We start from the raw sequence: 20,457 nt of genomic DNA, 5'->3' as shown, positions 1-20,457 counted from the left end.
GTTCAGACCAGATGGACAACCTCCTGAGAGACCAAATCTAGCCCAAGTGAGCGCGTCCCTGCCGAACGGCGTGAAGCTTGCGCTGGAATGCGGCGATGTGGATGCATGACGGCGATCATCGGAGCACTGGGCCATGTTCAGACTGGGCGGTGAGCTTCAGGTCTATCTGCACCGTGAGCCGATCGACTTCCGGGCTGGCATCAACAGCCTTGCGGTTCTGGTCCAGGAGACGATGGCGCTCGATCCGTTCGCTCTTGCGGTTTTTGCGTTCTGCAATCGCCGTTGCGACCGGATGAAGCTGCTGTTCTTCGATCGGTCCGGCTTTGTGCTGGTCCTGAAGCGGCTAACCGAGGACAAGTTCCGATGGCCGCGCCGCCAAGAGGCGGTCGTCACGCTGACGACCGAGCAATTGCACTCGATCCTTGACGGCATCGATATCGATGCGATGGTCCGCCATCCGGTGCGGCAATATCAGGTTGCCGGCTGAGCCCCAAAGCCGCCACGGCCTGAACAGCCCAGTATCGCCAGATACGAACGCCATCCGTCAAAAGCCCGCGCGTCAACGTGCGAGGAAAATCGTGCTTACGCTCAATCAACGCCCTTTGCGCGTTCTTTACTGCTTCACCTTTCGAGCCTAGCTCGATGAGTGGCCCGTTCTTTAATCGCGGGCACGGTATCAAGTGGCCGTTCCGTCATGGAGATTGCCAAGCTCCGAGGGGAGAACGACGAGCTCCTGAGGATGGTCCGCCTCGTCACCCTGAAGCTTAACGAGGCCCAAAAAGAGATGAGAGACGCCGGCGTGGCCGCACGCGAGGCGCGCGCAATCGCTCGCCGTTTCAGCCCCTGCGCTGTACTACAAACGCAAGATGCCGGAGCGCGACCATGCGCTCATGCGCTCCGGCGGCAGATCGAGGAATTCTTGCGCGACCCGCTCTCGGCAATGCGCTCCTTGCGCACGGCCGTCCCGCGATCTTCCGCCCCGACAACGGTGCCGAGTACAACGCGAAAGCCGCCCGCGCCTTCCTTGTGTCGCTCAATATCGCCATCTCCCGCTCGAAGAAAGACCGTCACTGGGAGAATGGGTACCGGGAGAGTTTCTACGACAAATTCAAGATCGACCTCGCGATTCCGGTCCGCTTCTCTTCCCTCGGCGAGTTTGTCGCTGAAATCTACAGACAGATTCACTACGACAACAATGATCGCATCCGACAGCGCACGGCGAGCGGCCGGTCGTGCTCGTGGGCATGCCGGGTGCCTGAAACTGGGCGTCTTACGAAACGGCTGCGGCACTCTTCGTCTAAGTCACTGACAAGGCGCAGTCGGTCAGATCGACCACGACGTCGCTCGTGGAGATGACACCTCTCCGATGAGTGATCGCTAGCACAGTCACATCCTCAGCTAGCGTGCGTATATGGTCCATAACGTCCCGTTCGGTTCGTTCGTCGAGCGCGGAGCTAGCCTCGTCGAGAAGAAGGATCGCCGGCTGTCCATAGAGCGCGCGGGCAATAGCAACGCGCTGTCGCTCCCCGCCGGAAAGCTTCAAGCCGCGTTCTCCAACGGTTGTTTCAAATCCTTCCGGTAGCGCCTCAATCAACGGGAGAATAGCGGCTTCTTTCGACGCATCGCGAAGGCGTACCTCGTCGCGGGGCCGTCCTAACAAAATGTTGTCAGCTAGCGGCTCATTGAGCAACATCACCTCCTGCGGCACGAGAGCAACTGCGGCATACCAATCCGCGCGATCGACGCTCGCTATATCCGTTCCATCGACGAGAATTCGGCCGTAGTCGGGCTCAATCGATTTCAGGGCGAGCTTAAAGATCGTGGACTTCCCCGATCCGGTTTCACCGACAAGAAAAGTAATCCCGCCGCGCCCGGCCTTAAACGAGACGTCGGTAACGCCGCGACCGTTGTCGTAGGCATAACCAATGCTCTCGAAAGAGAGCTGGTCAGCGGAGGGCTTGAAATCGTGAGCATGAGATGCTTGCCGCTCTTCTGGTGCGGCCCACAGTCTACCTAGAGGGATGAGGTCGGCTCGCGACCGCGCCACGTCAGAGATCGCCCTCGCGACCGTCTCAAAGGGCATATTGAGCTGAAGCAGAAGCGTATTGAATAGCACCATATCGCCAATGGTGATCGCGCCGGCGTGATATTCAGGTATAAGAAGGAGAAGCGTGACCGCAAATTGCAGCGCGACGGCAAGGCCGAGCACGGCGATGTAGGCCAGTCGTTGCAACACGTAGGCTCGCCAGTTATCACGCACCTCCCGCGCCCTTATCATAAAGCACTCGTTGATCCAGGAGTGACTGCCGAAATGGCGCAACGTGTCCATCGCGTTCATGACGTTGCCGACGAACCGAGCATTCTCCTGTCCGGCTTCGATCGCCGCATCCAGGAGCGCGCGTGCCTGACGCGTGGAACTCCAGGTCAATGCAATCGCGATTGCGGTCTTCTTCACCTCGGTCAATGTGGTGAAGCAGCGCTTGCGCCTGGCCTCGGTCTCGCCCGCGTTGCTCGACATCTATGCCGAGGACGGCATGTCGCTTGAGCAGTTGATGGCCTTCACCGTCACCGCGGATCATGGACGCCAGGAACAGGTCTGGCAGGCCATCTCCGGCTCCTGGCAGAAGGAGCCCTATCAGATCCGCCGCATGCTGACGGAGAAGACGGCGCGCGCCTCCGACCGGAGGGCCGTGTTTGTCGGCCTCGACGCCTACGAGGCGGCTGGCGGTGTGGTGCTGCGCGACCTGTTCCAGTCCGACGACGGCGGTTGGCTCGAGGACGTCGCTCTGCTCGACCGCCTGGTCGCCGAGAAGTTGAAGGCGGAGGCAGAAACGATCGCTGCCGAAGGTTGGAAGTGGATCGAGGTCGCGATCGACTTCCCCTACGGCCACACGCGTGGCTTGCGCGAGCTGGACAGCGTATCCGCCGGTCTCACAGAGCTGGCCCCGGTTGTTTGGACAGCGCCCCGCTGGATTTAAGTGGATTCCTGCCGGGTTATGCTGAACGCGGGGCTTTACGATTTTGTCGTTGCGTCGGGAGGGCGTAGCCCGACCAGAGCGACGACAAAATCGTCGGCGACGGTCATGCGGCCATCACCATAGCTTGCGTGCCGAAGTAAGCCTCGTCGGGCGTGCGCCCGTCAAGGCTCGAGTGAGGGCGTCCCTGATTGTAGAAGGCCAGATACTTGGCAATTGACGCTCGCGCCTCGGACACGCTGTCGTAGGCGCGGAGATAAACTTCTTCGTATTTGACCGTGCGCCAGAGCCGCTCGACAAACACGTTGTCGCGCCAGGCGCCCTTGCCGTCCATGCTGATGGCGATCTTCGCGTCCAGCAGCACATCGGTGAACTCGAGGCTGGTGAACTGGCTGCCCTGATCCGTGTTGAAAATCTCGGGCCTGCCGTGCTTCGCCAACGCCTCCTGGACCGCTTGGACGCAGAAGGCCGCCTCCATTGTGATCGAGACGCGATGGGCCAGGACCCGTCGGCTGAACACATCGACGACCGCCGCGAGATAGACGAAGCCACGCCGCATCGGAATGTAGGTGATGTCCATTGCCCACGCATGGTCGGGCCGCTCGATCTTCAATCCGCGCAACAGGTACGGGTAGATCTTGTGACCCGGAGCCGGCTTGCTCGTGTTCGGGCGACGATAGACCGCCTCGATCCCCATGCGCTTCATCAGCGTCGCGATGTGGCGGCGACCGGCGTATACCCCCTCCCGCCGCAGCAACGATCGCAGCATACGCGCTCCCGCGAAGGGATAATCGAGATGCAGCTCATCGAGCCGACGCATCAAGGCAAGGTCCTCGGCCGAAACTGGCCGAGGTTCATAGTAGACCGTGCTGCGAGCCAGCTTCAGGACCTTCGCCTGGCGCACGATAGAAAGATCATGACCGCGGTCGATCATCGCTTTGCGCTCAGCAGGCCCGCCTTGGTGAGCGCGCCGGACAAAAAATCGTTTTCCAACGCCAGCTCGCCGATCTTGGCATGTAACGCCTTCAAATCGACCGGCGTCTCGGCCGATGTCTTGTCATGCCCAAACACGCCGGCGGCGCCTTCCAGGAGCTGGTTTTTCCAGATCGTGATCTGGTTCGGATGAACATCAAACAGTTGCGCCAGCTCCGCCAGTGTCTTGTCTCCTTTGACCGCAGCCAAAGCAACCTTCGCCTTGAATGCCGGAGAATGCGTCCGGCGGCTCTTCTTCGTCATCTTCGCTCCTGATTCGCAGCAAGAATCCTCGCCGCTGTCAGGCAGAAAATCCACTCAAGCTACTGTCCGAATTTGCGGGGCCAGCTCTCACCGCCGAAGAGCAGGCGACCATCGAGGCGCTCAAGGCCGAATTTGCCAGGCTGGAAGCCGAGCATGACGGCGCGGATGAGCTGCCCGACGAGGTTGACCAGCGACTTGGCGAAATCGAGACGGCTCTCGCCGTCTTTGACGATCGACCCATCAACTATCAGCTTGCCGACATCGCCCGCGCGGGTGTGTTCGTCGGCATCGACGCCGAAGGCACGCTCTTGGTTGATCGCGGTTACGTCCGCCCTGAGGACGAGCTACCCGTGGCCGAGCCAGAGCAGGGCAGCGATGGCGAACCCGCTGCCGCGACCTTCGACGGCGCCGAACCATCAGCGCCGGGAATCCAGCGCGCCGTCATCACCATCGGCGGGCAGCTCGCGGAGGCAGAGGATGAGGATGATGATGCGGTGAAGCCGCTCCCCGATCGCCTGCTGACCGAGCTCACGGCGGAGCGGACTTTGGCGCTGCGCGACAGGCTGGCGATCACGCCTTCGGTCGCCTTCCAGGCGGTGCTGCACAAATTCTGCCTCGACGTCTTCTCCCGCTATTCCTCCTACGGGACGGCGATGGAGGTCTCGGTGCGCAGCGTCAGCTTCCCGGTGCAAGCGCAAGGGCTGAAGGACACGCCAGCGGCCAAGGCGATCGACGCGCGCCACAAGACGTGGGAGGAGCGCCTGCCCAAGGAGAAGACCGAACTCTGGGATTGGCTGACCGGCCTCACCGGCGACGAGCAGGCGGCGCTCTTCGCGCACTGCGCCTCATTCGGCATCAACGCGCTCTACGAGAAGGGCGACCGCTACGGCGGCGGCATCACGCCGCACACCGTCGAGCACCGGATCACTGAGGCCGATCGCATCGCCCGGGCCGTCGACCTCGACATGGTGGAGTCCGGTTGGCGCCCGACCGTCGAGAACTATCTCGGCCGCGTCCCGAAGCTCCGCATCCTGGAAGCGGTGCGGGAGGGGGCCGGCGAGCGGGCCGCGCAGCTCATCGATCATCTGAAGAAGGGCGACATGGCCAAGGAGGCCGAGCGCCTCCTCGCCGAGGCCGGCTGGCTGCCCGAGCCCCTGCGGATGCCCGACGCCCAATTGGCGGCGGCTGTCGATGCTGCGGAGCCCGAGGGCGATGGCGAGGCGCTGCCGGAATTCCTCGCCGGCGACGACGAGGAAACTCCGGCCGATGAAGCAGACGAGTCGCGCATGATCGCGGCCGAATAGCTCGAGCACGCGGGGCGGCTTCGGCCGTCCCGCGTCTTTTCACTGCCATTCACACCAAAGCCTGGCGCGAGCCGGGCTTTTGCATTCTGGAGGCTATCGTGCCCTTCTTCACCATCGAGACGACCTATCATTTGCCGATCTATCGGCAGCGAACCTACGAAGCCGAAACGCTCGACCAAGCCTGCGATCTTGCGATCGCCGACGAGGGCTGGGACGACAACAGGTCGGACGTTGAAACGTCTGGCGATACCTATGTTACCGGTGCCTGGGAAGGCCGCGACGCTGCCTATAGCGGCCCACGCCTGGCGTTTCCCTCACGTTTCGGCGAGCAGGTCCAGCGCAAGGCCGGCCATTTCGAGTTGCTGCTCGGTCTGCTCAAAATACTCATCCACGTTCCGGAGGAAGGCTCAATGGATGTCGAGCTTTGGCGCCGGCGGGCAGACGCCGCCATCGCGAAGGCCGAGGCCATTCTCGCGGGCGAAAATGATCCGATCGAAGGAGCTGCGTCGTGACGAAATACGCCGTCACCGTCGTCGAAGGCGATGCGAGCTACCTCGCGGAAGCGGGCGCCGCTGACGAAGGCCAGGCGTAGCCGTCCTGGCAGTTCGGATACTGACGAACGCTTTGTACACGGCGCGCCGCCAACCCGGTGGGGCGCCGTTTCTCATGTCGGGCACCGCCTTGATGCTGAGAGGGAGAGGACGGCCGGGACGGGTTTGAGCCGGCGCGGTCAGAGAGAGCGCCGATCGGCTCGCCCATTCCCGCTCTCCTGAAGGCTTCCTCCATGAATGACCATTCCCCGATCGCGGCCGACCCGGCCGCTCCGATCTCGCCTGTTCGCGCTCCCGAGGGCGCCAGTATCATCATCGCTGCCGCGAGTCATCTCCTTCCGCATCTCGAGCGTGGCCGACGCATCGACGCCGCGCTTCTCCGCGCCGCAATGGAAGTGGCCTCCGGCGCATCCGATGCGACGGGCGCCTGGGACTGGAAGATGGCCTATGACACTTGTGAGGTCGCCACCGTCCTGTTCTTACGCAAATACGGAAAGGCGCTCTTCCGCAAAGCTGATTCTGCGGCTTCACGACTTTCCGCTTTGGAAAAGATCGCAAGGCTTCTGCCGACCCACACGCGCCGCTCTGCCGAGAGCGAAATCTTCCAGCAATTCTCGACCCCGATTCCGCTCGGCCTGGCTGCGCTGACTGCGGCCGCCATTACTGCGGCGGATCGCGTGCTGGAGCCGTCCGCCGGCACCGGGCTGCTCGCCATCCTCGCCGAGATTGCCGGCAGCGGGCTTGTGCTGAACGAACTGGCCAAGACCCGGGCCGTGTTACTTTCTTCTCTCTTTCCGGCCGTTTCCGTCACGCGCTTCGACGCGGCCCAAATCGACGACCACCTCGATCCCACGGTGGTCCCGAGTTTCGTGCTGATGAACCCGCCGTTCTCGGCGATGGCAAACGTTTCGGGCCGGATGGCCGACACCGCGTACCGTCACATCGCCTCGGCCCTGGCGCGTCTCGCCGATGGCGGCCGGCTGGTCACGATATCAGGCGCAAACGTCTCACCCGAAGCCTCAGCCTGGCATGACGCCTTCGCCCGACTGCAGGAACGCGGCCGCGTGGTGTTCACTGCGGCGATCGCCGGCGCGGTCTATGCCAAGCACGGCACCACGATCGAGACGCGTCTCACCGTCATCGACAAAGTGCCTGCCGCGGATCCGAGCGCGTTCCCGGCGTCGCCGGGAATGGCGCCCGACGTTGCGACACTGCTCCGCTGGATCGGCGAACACGTTCCACCTCGTCTGAGCGTCGCATCGACCGGTGTGCTTCCCGTGTCAGCCTCGCCGGCGCGTCGCACCGTGCGCGGCTATCTCGCGAGCGCCGCTGCACAGCCGGTTAAGGCGTCGGTCGCCGATCCCGAAGCCGTCGACCTCGCTTATGAGGCGACAGATTGGGCGCCGCCCGAGGGCGCGCGCCTCAGCGACGCCATCTACGAAGAATACCGGCTCCAATCGATCCGGATCCACGGTGCGCAGGCGCATCCGACCAAGCTGGTGCAGTCGGCCGCGATGGCCTCGGTCGCGCCGCCGAAGCCGAGCTATCGGCCACGGCTGCCGGCAAACCTCGTCAGCGATGGCATTCTGTCCGACGCCCAGCTTGAGACGGTCATCTATGCTGGCGAGGCGCATGGTAACTATCTCGCTGGCGCCTGGACGGTAGACGAGACCTTCGACCTCGTCGCGGCCGCCCGCGACGACGCACCGAACGCCGTCCGCTTCCGTCGCGGCTTCATGCTCGGTGACGGGACCGGCGCCGGCAAGGGTCGCCAGTCCGCCGGCATCATTCTCGACAACTGGCTCCAGGGCCGGTGCAAGGCGGTCTGGATCTCTAAGTCCGACAAGCTGCTCGAGGACGCGCAGCGCGACTGGTCGGCGCTCGGCATGGAGCGTCTGTTGGTCACGCCGCTCTCGCGCTTCCCTCAAGGGTACGACATCCGGTTGGCCGAGGGCGTCCTATTTTTAACCTACGCTGCGGTCCGACGACCGCGGCGAGAAGCTTTCGCGCGTCCGGCAGATTGTTCAATGGTTGGGCTCCGACTTCGACGGCGTCATCATTTTCGACGAGAGCCATGCCATGCAGAATGCCGGTGGCGGCAAGGGCGAGCGGGGCGATGTCGCGCCCTCGCAGCAGGGGCGTGCAGGCTTGCGTCTTCAGCATGCGCTGCCCAATGCCCGCGTCGTCTATGTCTCGGCGACCGGCGCCACCACCGTCCACAATCTCGCCTACGCCCAGCGCCTCGGGCTGTGGGGCGGCGAGGATTTTCCGTTCGCCACCCGCGCCGAGTTCGTCGAGGCGATCGAGGAGGGCGGGGTCGCTGCGATGGAGGTGCTCTCTCGCGATCTTCGTTCGCTCGGTCTCTACACCGCCCGCTCGCTTTCCTACGACGGCGTCGAGTATGAACTGGTCGAGCACCAGCTCTCCGACGAGCAGCGCCGGATCTATGATGCCTACGCCGCTGCCTTCAGCGTCATCCACAATCACCTCGACGCGGCAATGGAGGCCGCCAACATTACCGGTGAGAACGGCACGCTCAACCGCCAGGCGAAGTCGGCCGCGCGCTCGGCCTTCGAATCGGCCAAGCAGCGATTCTTCGGTCATCTGCTCACCAGCATGAAGACGCCGACCCTGGTCCGCTCCATCGAGCGGGACTTGGCCGAGGGCCATGCCGCGGTGATCCAGATCGTATCGACCGGCGAGGCGCTGATGGAGCGTCGGCTCGCCGAGATTCCACCTGAGGAATGGAACGACGTGCGCGTGGACATCACGCCCCGCGAATACGTGCTGGATTACCTCGCCCATTCCTTCCCGGTGCAGGCCTATGAGCCCTTCACCGACACCGAGGGCAATCTCTCGTCGCGGCCCGTCTTCCGCGACGGCCAGCCGGTCGAGAGCCGCGAGGCCGTCGCCCGCCGCAATGAGCTGATCGAGCGGCTCGCGTCGCTTCCGCCTGTTCCCGGCGCGCTCGACCAGATCGTGCAGCGCTTCGGCACGGACCTCGTGGCGGAAGTGACCGGCCGTTCGCGGCGCGTGGTGCGCAGATGTGACCGCCTTACCGTCGAGAACCGTGCAGCTTCCGCCAATCTCGCAGAGACCGCCGCCTTCATGGATGACCTGAAGCGCGTGCGTGTCTTCTCGGAGGCTGGCGGCACAGGCCGCAGCTACCATGCCGAACTCTCGGCGCGGAATCGCCGGCTTCGGGTCCATTATTTGCTCGAGCCGGGCTGGAAGGCCGATGCCGCGATCCAGGGTCTCGGCCGAACGAACCGCACCAACCAGGCGCAGCCGCCTCTATTCCGCCCCATTGCGACCGACGTGAAGGCGGAAAAGCGCTTCCTCTCGACCATCGCGCGCCGGCTCGACACGCTGGGTGCCATCACGCGCGGCCAGCGCCAGACCGGCGGCCAAGGCCTGTTTCGGCCTGAGGACAATCTCGAGAGCCACTACGCCCGCGATGCGCTGCGCCAGCTCTACCTGCTGCTCGTGCGCGGCAAGGTCGAAGGCTGCTCGCTCGAGATGTTCGAGGACGCCACGGGCCTGAAGCTCGTCGACGAAAACGGCATCAAGGACGAGCTACCGCCGATCACGACGTTCCTGAACCGGCTGCTCGCGCTCACGATAGGCCTGCAAGCTTTGCTGTTCACGGCCTTCGAGCAATTGCTGAACGCCAAGGTCGAAGGCGCCATTGCTAGCGGCGTCTACGACATTGGCCTGGAGACGCTACAGGCCGACAGCTTCGTCGTCACCGGTCGGCATCCGATCTACACGCACCCTGCGACCGGCGCGGAAACCCGGCTGCTCACGATCACCGAACGCCGGCGCAACCGTCCCATGACGCTGGATCAAGCGCTCGATTATCTCGCCGATGCTCGGGCGGTGCTGCTGGTCAACGAGCGCTCGGGTCGCGCCGCGGTGCAGATTCCGGCGCCGAGCTTCATGCTCGATGACGGCGAGATCGAAAGTCGGGTGCGGCTGATTCGTCCGATGGAGCACCATCATGCTTCGATGAAGATGATGGACGAGAGCCACTGGCAGCCTACGGATCGCGAGACATTCGCCGCGGCATGGAACGGCGAAGTCGTCGACGTTCCCGAGTTCGCTGAGAGCACGCTCCACATCGTCGCAGGTCTGCTGCTGCCGATCTGGAAGCGGTTGCCGAACGAGTCGACGCGCGTCTATCGGCTCCAGACCGATGCTGGCGAGCGCATCATCGGTCGCAGGGTCTCGCCAGCTTGGGCCGCGAGCGCTTGCATGACCGCGACCTGCAGCTTGACCCCGAACGAAGCCTTCTCGGCGCTGATGGAGGGGCGCACCGTCCTTGAGCTCGCCGAGGATCTGCAGCTCCGTCGTGTCCGCGTGATGGGCGCCCATCGCTTCGAACTGTCCGGCTTTACAGATGTGATGCGTGACCGGTTGCGCGCATACGGCCTCTTCAGCGAAATCATCTCGTGGAAGCTGCGCATGTTCGTGCCATCAGATGCGACCGGCGCCGCCGTGTTGGCAAAGGTGCTCGACCACTATCCGATCGTGCGCATCGGCGAGCGGGAGGCCGCCTGATGGCCCGCGACAACGCCTCCGAACTGGCCCGCCGTCTTGCGCGTGACGCCGAGGCCGTGTGCCGCCATTACCTGTCCAACGGGCGGCGCCAGGGCCGATATTGGACGGTGGGCGACGTCCGCAATACGCCCGGCCGGTCGATGTTCGTCCGGCTCAGCGGACCGGAATCCGGACCCGGCGCCGCTGGGCATTGGCGAGATGCTGCCTCGGCCGAGCATGGCGATCTCCTCGACGTGATCCGCGAGAGCTGCTGTTTCACGAACTTTCGCGACGTCGCCAATGAGGCACGACGCTTTCTGAGCCTGCCGCGTCCAGAACCGGAGCCTGCGCCAAATCGCCTCCGGTCGAGAACGTCGCCCGCGCCCCTCGGATCGCCAGAGGCGGCGCGGCGGCTCTTCGGCGTGTCTCAGTCGATCGCAGGCACACTCGTAGAAGCGTATCTCCGCAATCGCGGCATTACGGCTTTGCACGAAACCGGAAGTCTGCGCTTTCACCCACGTTGCTACTACAGGCCCGACGACCACAGCGCGACCGAGACCTGGCCGGCGATGATCGCCGCCGTCACCGATCTCCGCGGCCACCTGACCGGCGCGCATCGCACCTGGCTTGACCCCGGAGGCTTCAGCGAGACGACGCTCGGCAAGGCGCTGATCGACACGCCGAAACGGGCGATGGGCGACCTGCTTGGTCACGCCGTTCGATTTGGCCTAGCGGGTGAGGTCATGGCGGCCGGCGAGGGCATCGAGACGATGCTGTCGCTCCGCAGCGTGCTGCCGACCATGCCGATGGTCGCGGCCCTATCGGCGGCGCATCTCTCAGCCATCCTTCTCCCGGACACGCTCCGCCGGCTCTACATCGCCCGCGATGACGATCCTGCCGGTGACGGCGCCATGGCGACCTTGATCGATCGGGCGCAGGAGGCCGGGATCGAGGCGATCGTGATCTCGCCACGGCTTGGCGACTTCAACGAGGATCTTCGTCTGCTCGGATTTGACGCCCTTCGGGCCGCGAGCCGCGTGCAGATCGCGGCGCAGGACGTCGCGCGCTTTATCGAGCTGGCGGCATAGCCGGAACGGGGATGAGGTGCGACGCAGCCGCTTCGTTATCGCGAGGCCGGTGGTCCTGCTTCCCCTCGGCGCCGGAGAGGACCGCCCCACGGCCTTCCGAGAGGGCGATCGGGCGGCAAGCGGCCCGGACCGGCAACCTCGTGGACCGACTATTTTCCGTCGGCGGCAGAGCCGCCTTTACATCGCGAGGCAAAATAGTCGGCCCCCTTCGTTCCTCCGCTAACGCTCCGGCCCTCCGCTGCGCTGCGGGTGCAAGTCCGTTCCGCCCGCCGCTTTCGTCGCCATGAAGATCCTATGAGTGGCGACGGCGGTCCGTTTCGATACGATCGGCATTGCCAATCGTCGAAAAGGGAGCGATCAGATGAAATTAAATGGAGATGCTAACAAGACGACGAACAAAGTACTGAACGCAATCTTCGTCTCTGTCGAATTGAGCCGGAAGACTTGGCTCGTCACATCGCTGGTGCCGGGAACGGGGGAGAAGCTGTCACGTCACACAGTGATGGGTGGTGACATTGCGGGGCTTTTGGAACGTCTCGCCCGACTGAAGCAGAAGGCATTGGACAGAACCGACCAATCCTATCCCATCATCGTCATTCAAGAAGCTGGACTCGACGGCTTTTGGGTCCATCGGGTTCTGCAGGCCCAAGGGCACGAGAGCCATATTGTTGACGCCGCCTCGATCGCAGTTTCGCGGCGTCGTCGCCGGATCAAGACAGACCGGCTGGATGGAGAGACCCTCATCCGAGCCTTGCTGGCCTTTGAGCGAGGCGAGCCGCGTGTTTGCTCGATGCTGCGTGTGCCCTCGCCCGACGACGAGGACCGTCGCCGCATAACACGCGAACGCATGGTGCTGATGCAGGAGCGAATCCAGCATAGCAACCGAATCAAGGGCCTTCTCTTCTCGCAGGGCGTCACCGATTACGATCCACTCCGGCGTGGTCGGCGCGAGCGGTTCGAGGCTGTGCGAACCGGTGATGGACGAGATCTCCCGCAGCATATGAAGCGCCAGTTCGACCGGGATCAAGGAATCGGAAAGTCCGGAAACACGCGCCTGCGCTCCACACTGCTGGAGATGGCTTGGCTTTGGTTGCGTCATCAGCCCGGCTCGGCGCTCAGCCGATGGTTCAACGAGCGTGTCGCCCAGAATGGCGGCCGCTTCAAGAAAGTCATGATCACGGCATTGGCGCGCAAGCTCATCGTGGCTCTGTGGAAATACGTTAGCGCCGGAGTTGTGATCGAAGGCGCCATCGTTCGGCCATGACAACATCGCTTCCCAGTTCGGTCCGGGCCTAATCAGCTCGCCCGGAACCAGGGTGGACGACCGGATCGCGGCTTGGCTCGCACGCCGTCACGAAGAATGGTCTCGTCCTCTTGAGCCTTTGCCGCCGTAGGCGGGATTTTGGTGCGGCCGCATGCGCGGCGACCGGATGTGAGGTTGATACGTGCATTGGCGCGGATCAGCAGATCGGCTCAGACCTTGGGTTCGAGAGCGGGAAGCAGGCCGGTAAGGGGCAGCGCCGACGATATCGAGGTGCGCCCAATGCCAGCGTCGTTCTCGGCAGACTTGCCGACGAAGCCACCGTGCGGCCTCTCTCTTGGCTGGTCTGGCGCTGTCCGGCCTATGCCAGCAACGGCTTCGCCGACCTTCTTCCCCGGCGTGTGCCACGCCTTCCTCGCGAGACAAGAAGCTCGGCTATCGCCGTCCTCCGCTGTGCTGCGGCCCTCCGGGTGCAAGCCGGCCGTCCATCGCCTCTCGACCGCCATCGAGACCGCATCGGGTGGCTTCGAGGAACAGTCAGGAGAAACGAAAATGGCTCAGATCGGTACGTTCAATCACGGCGAAGATGGCTCCTACACCGGCACCAAGCGTCCGATTTGTACTCCACAATAATCTCGAGTTCACCACCGCTCATTCTTGCCTTGACCAAACAACTCTCATGTGAGGCCGCGATGGGCGCGGTCGATCCGACCAGGGAAAGCCGCAATGACCACCGACCACGACGACGATCTCGAGCCGCACCAAAGCTCATCCCCAACCGACCAAGTGCTCCAGGAACTCCAGCTCTTTGGCTACCGTCCCTTCCACGATGAGCCCGATCCCCGGCGGCTCCCTGAAGCGCGAGTCCTCGCCGGCAGCATCGTCGACATCTTCGATGCCCTCGTGGTGGAGCTGTCCGATACCCGTCTTGAGCCCGACCTCGAGGACCTGCTCTGGTCGACGGTGAACGTCTTCCACCGCGCCAGCGACAGGATCGAACGAGAGCTCGACGGCAATGAACTGGCCCAGCAGCGCTCCCAGCGCGAACAGGACGGCAGCGAGGTGAAATCCGTCGAATTGGAGCGCCTGACGGCGGAAGGTCAAACACTGATCGAGCGACGCAACGCCTTCGAGCTGATGCGCGACCAGGCCGCCGACGAGTTCGAACGCCACACCCATTCCGTCTGGCGGCCGCGCAACGGGTCGAGGGTCAACCACCGCAATCTGACCTCCGCGATGATCGACAGCCGCGACTTCCTGGTCGCGAAGAAGCGCGCCGACAATCAGGTGCTCATGCCGCCCGGACCGAAAGTCGCGCTGACCGGTGGTCTCGACTTCAACGATCACCGGTTGATCTGGGCCAAGCTGGACCAGGTGCACGCCAAGCATGCGGACATGGTGTTGCTGCACGGCGGATCCCCCAAGGGCGCCGAGTTGATCGCCGCCAAGTGGGCCGGCAATCGCAAGGTTCCGCAGATCGCCTTCAAGCCCGACTGGACGAAGCATGCCAAGGCCGCGCCGTTCAAGCGCAACGATGCGATGCTGGAGACGCTACCCATCGGCGTGATTCACTTCCCCGGTACCGGTATCCAGGACAATCTGGCCGACAAGGCGAAGAAGCTCGGCATCCCGGTCTGGAGGTTTGGCGGCGCGTAAGCGCTGCCGCAAACACTAACGGCTAGAAGCCTGCGGCTCGCTCAATGCGGCTGATTGTGCGATTTGAGCTGCGGCCCCGACGCGTCGGCCGCAGCCTTGCACCGGGTTTGCTCGGATCTTCGTTCAGATCACAATTTCGAGCAAGGCCCCCACTCTCGTCCCCGCGCGCGGCCTTGATCACCTCTCCGACGTCGAGGGCGGTGTTGGTAATTGTCCATCCTTGCAGAGCGGAGGTCTGCCGTACCTCCTCATCGCTCGCGGCGAGGATTTCCTCGCTCAGCGCTCCGAGCAGGCGGGCCAGATCGAGACTGGGGTGCTAGCGTGTCACTTACTCCAGTTTTGTTGATGGCGCAGCAGGGTGCGCCGCATCCGCCGTCGCGTCGTGTCGTAGTCGAGCTCGGACATATCATGGACCTTGCAGATTTCTCTGGCCGTCAGGCCATCGGCCATGCCCGCAATGATCTTCAGCGCCCGGGGATCGGCTTCGAACAGCCGATAGACGTTGGCCAACTTCTGGGCGGCGGCCAGGATCCGCTCCGGATCGGGCTCCTCATCGGCCTCGTCACCGGGCCAGCTTCTCTGGTCCGGATCATCTCGGCTCACAAGCAGCCTTTGCTCGAGCCGCGCACGCCGCCAATGGTCGTTGCAGATACTGCGCATGACACCCGACAGAAACGCAAGAATGGGTACGTCTGGCGGCCAGGGGCGCGAGCCGTCGAGAACGCGTGCGATCGCCTCGTGGAGGATGTCGTTCCAGCCAACTCCTCCCGGCAGCATGCGTGTTTTTGTTGAGGCTCGCACAATCGTGACGACCTCGAGGCTGCAGTCGTAGGCGGGAAGTCAGCTACCGTAAGAATCGCAATTCCTGAATAATATCAGGGCAAGCCTCACAAATCCGAGGCTCTCTTTTTGCCGCGGTAATTGCCTATGGTGTTCGGAGACGGTGACCCCGATTGCGCTGCGGATCTGGCGCATCGATTTGTGGACGGCATCGAGGAAGGCTCGACTGGCGTTCTCCATCAACGATCTGCGACCTGAACCGCGTGCGGCAGGGCCTTTGCCGCAGCTTCGCCATATCCCCCGCCGCGATCGCGATCGTGGGATGAGGGCGAGCCGGGCTTGGATCCGGCAGCAGGGTGACGATCCGGTGCCTTTCCAGGTTACAGATGATGCTGGCGTATCAGGTCGCGAGATCTTGAGTGGCGATCATCCACTGCTCGGCGTGATATCCCCGCTGCTGTTGATCCACAAGATCGACGACGAAGTCCGCGGACTGGCAAAACTGGACGAGACCGCACGCCGCCTGATGACGGTTCCTGGTGTCGGCGTGGTGACGGCCTTAAAGATCCGACATACGATTGATGACCCATCCCACCTTCGATCGGCATCAGCCGTCGGCGCTTATCTGGACCTTACACCGCGGCGCAGTCAGCCCGGCGCAACCATTGGCAAGATCTCTCGATGGGGTGGCCGGCTTCCCCGAACCTACTTGTTTGAAGCCGCGGCCGTCCTGCTTTATCGAACGAAGAAATGGTCCTCCCTCAACGCCTGGGGCATGAAGCTCGCAAAGCGGATCGGCATGAGGAAGGCAAAGGTCGCCATTGCGCGGAAGATCGCCATAGTTCTTCACTGCATCTGGGTCAATGGCACATCGTTCGACTGGGGTCAGGCGAAGGAAGCCTGACCCGGTTTGTCAGCTCCTGGTACGGTCCGCCGAACTAGCGATGTCCCGCTGGGACGGTGCTTGTGACGACCTCGTTCATTCATTCGGCTGGTGGCGGCTCGACCGTACTCCGCTGCAGACGTTGAGGCGTCCGCCCCGGACCTCATCATGAGGTGCTGCGCGACCTCGGAAAGGACCATGATCTCAGCGATGGCATCCGCAGGTCCAGGGCGCGTGCAATGCTTGGCCGACGATCATGTATCAGCTGCGCTCGCACCATCTCCACAACCCCGGCCAACGGCGCGAGCGCTACCGTCGTGCCGCAGGCGAATCCAGAAGGATTGCTTGACATTGAACTGCAAATTAAAGGGCCGAATGATAGTATTGCGCTAGGAAGCCGTCGATAGCACTGGGGGCCGGCGCGCCTGCCAGCCTTACTTACCTGGCATAGAGAACTCGTCCCGACCGGTGAGCCGCTTCTCGTAAAAGATCACCGCATATCCGTCCAGTATCCCTTCTCTGCGGCGAACATAGCCAGTGCTCTCATAGAGTCTTTGAGCCCCTACCTGGATCGTTGTCGTGTCGAGCACGATCTGCTTGAATTCCAGCGCAACGGCTCGCGATTCCAACTCACGAAGAATCCGTCTTCCAAGCCCCCGTCGTTGAAAGGAGGGATGGACCCGCATGCGCTTCAATTCTACGACGTCATTGTCAAGCGGTTTCAAGCCACCCATGGCAGCGAAATCGGAACCGATATGCGCAACCATGAAGTCGCCGCCTGACTTGATGTAGACCTCCCCGATATTCCGTAGATCATCGCCCCATGTCCCTTCCGGACTACATACACCAACATCCTGCGACGCGGTTGTATGCAGATGCCAGACATTATCGGTGTCCGCTGGCGCGAACCGACGAAAGATCACTTCGTCCTTAGACATCTATGATACTTTATCCTTTGGCATCGGACGCCGGTGCTCCGACACGATCCCGGGTTCTTCCGAGCAGATACTAATCCTCGGCCTACGGAGGCAGTGTCAATAGCCGCTGGCAAAGCACGACCTCAATACTCTCCGACGCCTCAACTCCGACAAGTGGTCGACCTGGCTCAACCGTGTGCTTCAGGGCCGCACGACGATGCATCCGGGTAAATCGGTCCAGCGCGCAAACACAGGCCTCGTGTAGTCTCTCGATTTCACGGCCGCCGCGCTCGACCACGGGCGAAATGGTTGCAGACCTTGGAAAGTCCGCTTTCCCTTCGAGCCAGGCTGGCTTGAGCCATGCATCCCTGTTGTCTGGCGACAGCCAACAGAACACCTTGCCAATGCTCGTCTGCGGATAGTATTCGGACAGCCGATATAGATCCCAATAAAATTGAGGTTTTTGACGAAATAGCTCTTCGCCGACCAGCAAAACCGAGACCGCGACAACGCGAGCCGAGAAACGGCCGCTTGGACCAAGCGTATTCCTATAAGGATTTTTTCCGTAGAACGCGCGAAACTGGCTGAACAGTTCTGGCGACATATGGTCCTCGAAACGCGTCAAAACATCTTGTGCGGACTCAAGCCGCGCCACGCATTGCGTAAGACATCGAGAAGCATCCGCGCCACCTAAGTCTCGCAAGTCGAGCAGCGCATCCATTGCTGACTGCAATTCGCTCTCGATCAGTTGATGGCCGGCGCAAAAATCACGCTCCTCGACGCCAACTGCGCCAAGGCAATACAGGCGGGGGTCGCTCTGTACCGGATTCGTAAGGATCATGTCTTCGTAGGAGAGGACACCAACGCTAGGCTGACGCTGGCACGTCAAGCTCGCCAGGCGGCTTAATTCCGCTCCCACGGTCAATTCGGCGTCAGAAGGATCGAGGCCGGCAAAGGCCGACATCTGATAAGTGCAATTGACGAGATACTGGATGTCTGTTTTGGCTATTTCGAAATCGCACTGCGGCAGCCTCAACAGCAGCCCGCTGTAGTCTGCCTCACCAATCATTGCGTTGACGCTACGCCCGAACGCCTTTATCGCTCCATTTGGTCGTTCACTACGTTGGATCTCCGCAACACAATGCGGCAGTTGTTCGACGGTAAAGTTGCTCACTGGTCCAAGCGGACGCTTTCGTTCACTTCGATCAATGCTATCAGTTAGATGAGAAAAAATGTCCTCCGAACGGTTGGGCGACCGTTCAGGGGCGACTGGCGAACCACTATCGACCGCAGTCGGGCGCACCACCGATGTCATTGAAAGACCTCTTTCATCTGAACACTTGAGCCGTATCTCGCCGCCGGCGAGTAATCATGTTTTTCGATAAGATCCGTTCGTTTGTCTGCTATCCGACCGTCATTGTATGCGACCTGCTCAAGCACATTATTCGAGAAGAACAGCAGTGACACTGCACCCGAATTGATAGTGCCGGCATCAGTTAACGAAAGGACGCCATCCTTCGAAATGCAGATGAGTCCTGCCTCCTTCAAGGCCCTTAGCTCGCGAGCAAAGTATACTTCAAGGGATACGCCAAATTCCCGTTCGAAGCGGGAGAGCAACACGCCGCTGCTTCGCAGGGCGAACATTAACGTCCTGCGCATGAGATCATCCTGCGATAGGACGACGCCTTTCCACACCGGTTTCTCGCCCGCTTCGACCCTGGACAAGTAGCGATCCAAATCCACTTCGTTGTAGAACTGACACTCGCTCATGAAACCAAATCCGCTGACCCCAAACGGGACCAGATTATTATCGTTCCAGGAATCGTATTTTCGGGCTTGTTGAAAGGAGTGCGGTTGCGACATCTTAGTCCAATAGAAAATCGGTCCATGGCGGTAGCCGAGACTCGTGAGCATATGCTCGGCCATAAAATGCATCATGACGCGCTCCTTCGCCCCGGCGAATTGATATCGTCCGCGCGCCAAGTGACGAGCTATGGGGTCGGTCGATTTGAACATCAATGGAAATATATTGAACTTTTCAACTTCCATATCGAGGAGGCCGATCAGAGAGCCGTACCAGCTCCGGAGCGTCTGCTGCGGCAATCCGTACATCAGGTCGAGCGACAGGTTCTCGACACCCATCCCCTTCAGCAACTTTACGGTTTGCATCACCTCGTCCACACCATGCCCGCGGTTGAGTATCCGCAAAATATCTCGATCTAGAGTCTGAACACCCAGCACGAAGCGGTTTACGCCGCCTTTAAGGAGAGTAGATATGCGATCGGCAGCGTCTGCCTGCTTGGCAAGAGACGGATGTAACTCGAAACTCACCTCCGAATTGGACAAGTCAAAGCGCTTCCCAATCATACCGAACAATGCTTTGAGCTGATTGTTCGTCAAGAATGAGGGAGTGCCGCCTCCAATGAAGGCTGTCTCAATTGCGCTGCCGGCCAGCGCCGCGTCTGACCAACTCATCTCCTTATCCAGGGCCGCCAAGTAGCGTTCGACTCGTCGGGGAGGAGGATTGATCTCCTTGCCGAAGTGGCAAAAGGTGCAGTTCTGATGACAGAAGGGGATGTGGAAATAGAGGTCAATCGACGGCGCAATGCGATCCAACAATATGTCTGGATTGATCTCCCCCATGGCCTTAAGGGGGGGATATGTGCCGACCAGGTAATCGTTAAACGTGTCGAGGTGCAAATTGCGCGACCTTAACATGTCAATGTTGATGTCGTACGAGCGGTCGATCGCGAATTCCAGGGCCTCGGAATAGGTCGGCGTACTCATCTTTCGTGCTCCTTAGGATTTTGCGTTAAGGCAAAGGTGCGATGGCAGTTCTGTTCGTTCGGCGACGACGTAAGGATGTCGCTGTCGGTGCGAACATTGTGCGCGCGGCGGCGCCGACGGGCGCGAGCATTCGTCGAGAGAATGATGCGCTCCCCACAGACGTGTTGGAAGCGGAGGTGGTCTCGGCGAATTCGCTCCGAGCCACGAAGCTTTCGCGCGACCTCCCTTCGCTCCTTTCTCCGCAGCCGCCACTTTCGCAGGGCGCCAAACCTCGTTTGCCTCTTGGGCGATGCCGAGATTGCCCCTGCAGGATCCTCCGCATGCCGCATGACAGCTCCAGCCAGCCACACTGGTTCGGGCCTGCTCGGGACTAATTGAGCCGAATGGTAGGTCGATCCGATCGTCTTGAGCGTCAGCCAATTTGGATGACGGCAACGACTCCGGCGTTGCGCCCGGCAAAGTTCGGGCCGCCCCCAACTC

Annotated in this window: 13 protein-coding genes and 6 pseudogenes; 11 read left to right on the top strand and 8 right to left on the bottom strand. The window is 61.9% G+C overall.

What is annotated here, in order from left to right; translation table 11 throughout:
• Window positions 1-37 precede the first annotated feature (37 nt).
• Window positions 38-153 (top strand): annotated as a pseudogene (locus tag AB5K84_RS04530) (IS66-like element accessory protein TnpA); the annotation flags it as partial.
• The gene (gene tnpB, locus AB5K84_RS04525) at window positions 134-487 is read left to right on the top strand and encodes an IS66 family insertion sequence element accessory protein TnpB (RefSeq protein WP_011091000.1); all 354 of its coding nucleotides are present in this window, start codon (window positions 134-136) and stop codon (window positions 485-487) included. The pseudogene AB5K84_RS04530 and the gene tnpB, both read left to right, overlap by 20 nt.
• 401 nt (window positions 488-888) lie before the next feature.
• On the opposite strand, the gene AB5K84_RS04520 is transcribed toward tnpB, so the two are convergent.
• Together AB5K84_RS04520 and AB5K84_RS04515 are read right to left on the bottom strand one after the other, a co-directional pair.
• On the bottom strand, window positions 889-1,290 hold the full coding sequence (locus AB5K84_RS04520) for a hypothetical protein (protein WP_011091001.1): 402 nt from the start codon (window positions 1,288-1,290) through the stop codon (window positions 889-891).
• A 7-nt stretch (window positions 1,291-1,297) separates the two neighbouring features.
• On the bottom strand, window positions 1,298-2,428 hold the full coding sequence (locus AB5K84_RS04515) for an ATP-binding cassette domain-containing protein (RefSeq protein ID WP_441232375.1): 1,131 nt from the start codon (window positions 2,426-2,428) through the stop codon (window positions 1,298-1,300).
• Between AB5K84_RS04515 and AB5K84_RS04510 the strand changes: the two are divergent.
• Window positions 2,412-2,936, top strand: a pseudogene (locus tag AB5K84_RS04510) (DNA-binding protein); the annotation flags it as partial. The gene AB5K84_RS04515 and the pseudogene AB5K84_RS04510 overlap by 17 nt on opposite strands.
• Window positions 2,937-3,081: 145 nt before the next feature.
• Here the strand turns inward: AB5K84_RS04510 and AB5K84_RS04505 are convergent.
• Window positions 3,082-4,211, bottom strand: a protein-coding gene (locus tag AB5K84_RS04505) for an IS3-like element ISRj2 family transposase (protein ID WP_085967575.1) whose coding sequence is annotated in 2 segments (ribosomal slippage) — window positions 3,082-3,959 and window positions 3,959-4,211 — 1,131 coding nt in all. Because the reading frame shifts where the segments join, the coding sequence is not laid out codon by codon here.
• Window positions 4,212-4,297: 86 nt separating this feature from the next.
• On the opposite strand from AB5K84_RS04505, the pseudogene AB5K84_RS04500 reads away from it, so the two are divergent.
• From AB5K84_RS04500 to AB5K84_RS04470, 7 genes and pseudogenes are all read left to right on the top strand, one after another.
• Window positions 4,298-5,515 (top strand): annotated as a pseudogene (locus AB5K84_RS04500) (DNA-binding protein); the annotation flags it as partial.
• Between the two features lie 98 nt (window positions 5,516-5,613).
• Window positions 5,614-6,027, top strand: a complete 414-nt coding sequence (locus tag AB5K84_RS04495) for a hypothetical protein (RefSeq protein ID WP_011091004.1) — start codon at window positions 5,614-5,616, stop codon at window positions 6,025-6,027.
• Between the two features lie 272 nt (window positions 6,028-6,299).
• Window positions 6,300-8,460, top strand: a pseudogene (locus AB5K84_RS04490) (strawberry notch-like NTP hydrolase domain-containing protein); the annotation flags it as partial.
• A gap of 105 nt (window positions 8,461-8,565) precedes the next feature.
• Window positions 8,566-10,626, top strand: coding sequence for a strawberry notch C-terminal domain-containing protein (locus AB5K84_RS04485; RefSeq protein WP_354267522.1), 2,061 nt, complete (start codon window positions 8,566-8,568; stop codon window positions 10,624-10,626).
• Entirely contained in the window at window positions 10,626-11,693 is a 1,068-nt protein-coding gene (locus tag AB5K84_RS04480) for a DUF7146 domain-containing protein (protein ID WP_011091007.1), read from the top strand. The genes AB5K84_RS04485 and AB5K84_RS04480 overlap by 1 nt, the downstream gene beginning before the upstream one ends.
• 361 nt (window positions 11,694-12,054) lie before the next feature.
• On the top strand, window positions 12,055-12,957 hold the full coding sequence (locus tag AB5K84_RS04475) for an IS110 family transposase (protein ID WP_018646331.1): 903 nt from the start codon (window positions 12,055-12,057) through the stop codon (window positions 12,955-12,957).
• 723 nt (window positions 12,958-13,680) lie between these two features.
• Entirely contained in the window at window positions 13,681-14,610 is a 930-nt protein-coding gene (locus AB5K84_RS04470; protein ID WP_011091010.1) for a DUF2493 domain-containing protein, read from the top strand.
• Window positions 14,611-14,934: 324 nt separating this feature from the next.
• Here AB5K84_RS04470 and AB5K84_RS04465 read toward each other — a convergent pair whose 3' ends face one another.
• Together AB5K84_RS04465 and AB5K84_RS04460 are read right to left on the bottom strand one after the other, a co-directional pair.
• Complete coding sequence (locus tag AB5K84_RS04465) at window positions 14,935-15,387, bottom strand: RNA polymerase sigma factor (protein WP_018646330.1); 453 nt, start codon at window positions 15,385-15,387, stop codon at window positions 14,935-14,937.
• Window positions 15,388-15,561: 174 nt separating this feature from the next.
• Window positions 15,562-15,790, bottom strand: a pseudogene (locus AB5K84_RS04460) (ISL3 family transposase); the annotation flags it as partial.
• Between the two features lie 9 nt (window positions 15,791-15,799).
• Between AB5K84_RS04460 and AB5K84_RS04455 the strand changes: the two are divergent.
• Window positions 15,800-16,294, top strand: a pseudogene (locus AB5K84_RS04455) (transposase); the annotation flags it as partial.
• Between the two features lie 413 nt (window positions 16,295-16,707).
• On the opposite strand, the gene AB5K84_RS04450 reads toward AB5K84_RS04455, so the two are convergent.
• The 3 genes from AB5K84_RS04450 to AB5K84_RS04440 form a co-directional block, all read right to left on the bottom strand.
• Complete coding sequence (locus tag AB5K84_RS04450) at window positions 16,708-17,211, bottom strand: GNAT family N-acetyltransferase (protein WP_011091014.1); 504 nt, start codon at window positions 17,209-17,211, stop codon at window positions 16,708-16,710.
• Window positions 17,212-17,293: 82 nt separating this feature from the next.
• The gene (locus tag AB5K84_RS04445; RefSeq protein WP_011091015.1) at window positions 17,294-18,505 is read right to left on the bottom strand and encodes a hypothetical protein; all 1,212 of its coding nucleotides are present in this window, start codon (window positions 18,503-18,505) and stop codon (window positions 17,294-17,296) included.
• Window positions 18,502-19,977 (bottom strand): coproporphyrinogen-III oxidase family protein, encoded by a 1,476-nt coding sequence (locus AB5K84_RS04440; protein ID WP_016842696.1) that lies wholly within the window; start codon window positions 19,975-19,977, stop codon window positions 18,502-18,504. Before AB5K84_RS04440 ends, AB5K84_RS04445 begins: the two co-directional genes overlap by 4 nt.
• Window positions 19,978-20,457: the final 480 nt, after the last annotated feature.

Origin of the sequence: Bradyrhizobium sp. 1200_D9_N1_1 (assembly GCF_052075915.1) — a bacterium.
In the GTDB taxonomy this organism is placed as follows: Bacteria; Pseudomonadota; Alphaproteobacteria; order Rhizobiales; family Xanthobacteraceae; genus Bradyrhizobium; species Bradyrhizobium diazoefficiens.
The sequence above is the reverse complement of the archived record's forward strand: the minus strand, read 5'-3'. Positions and strand labels throughout refer to the sequence as shown.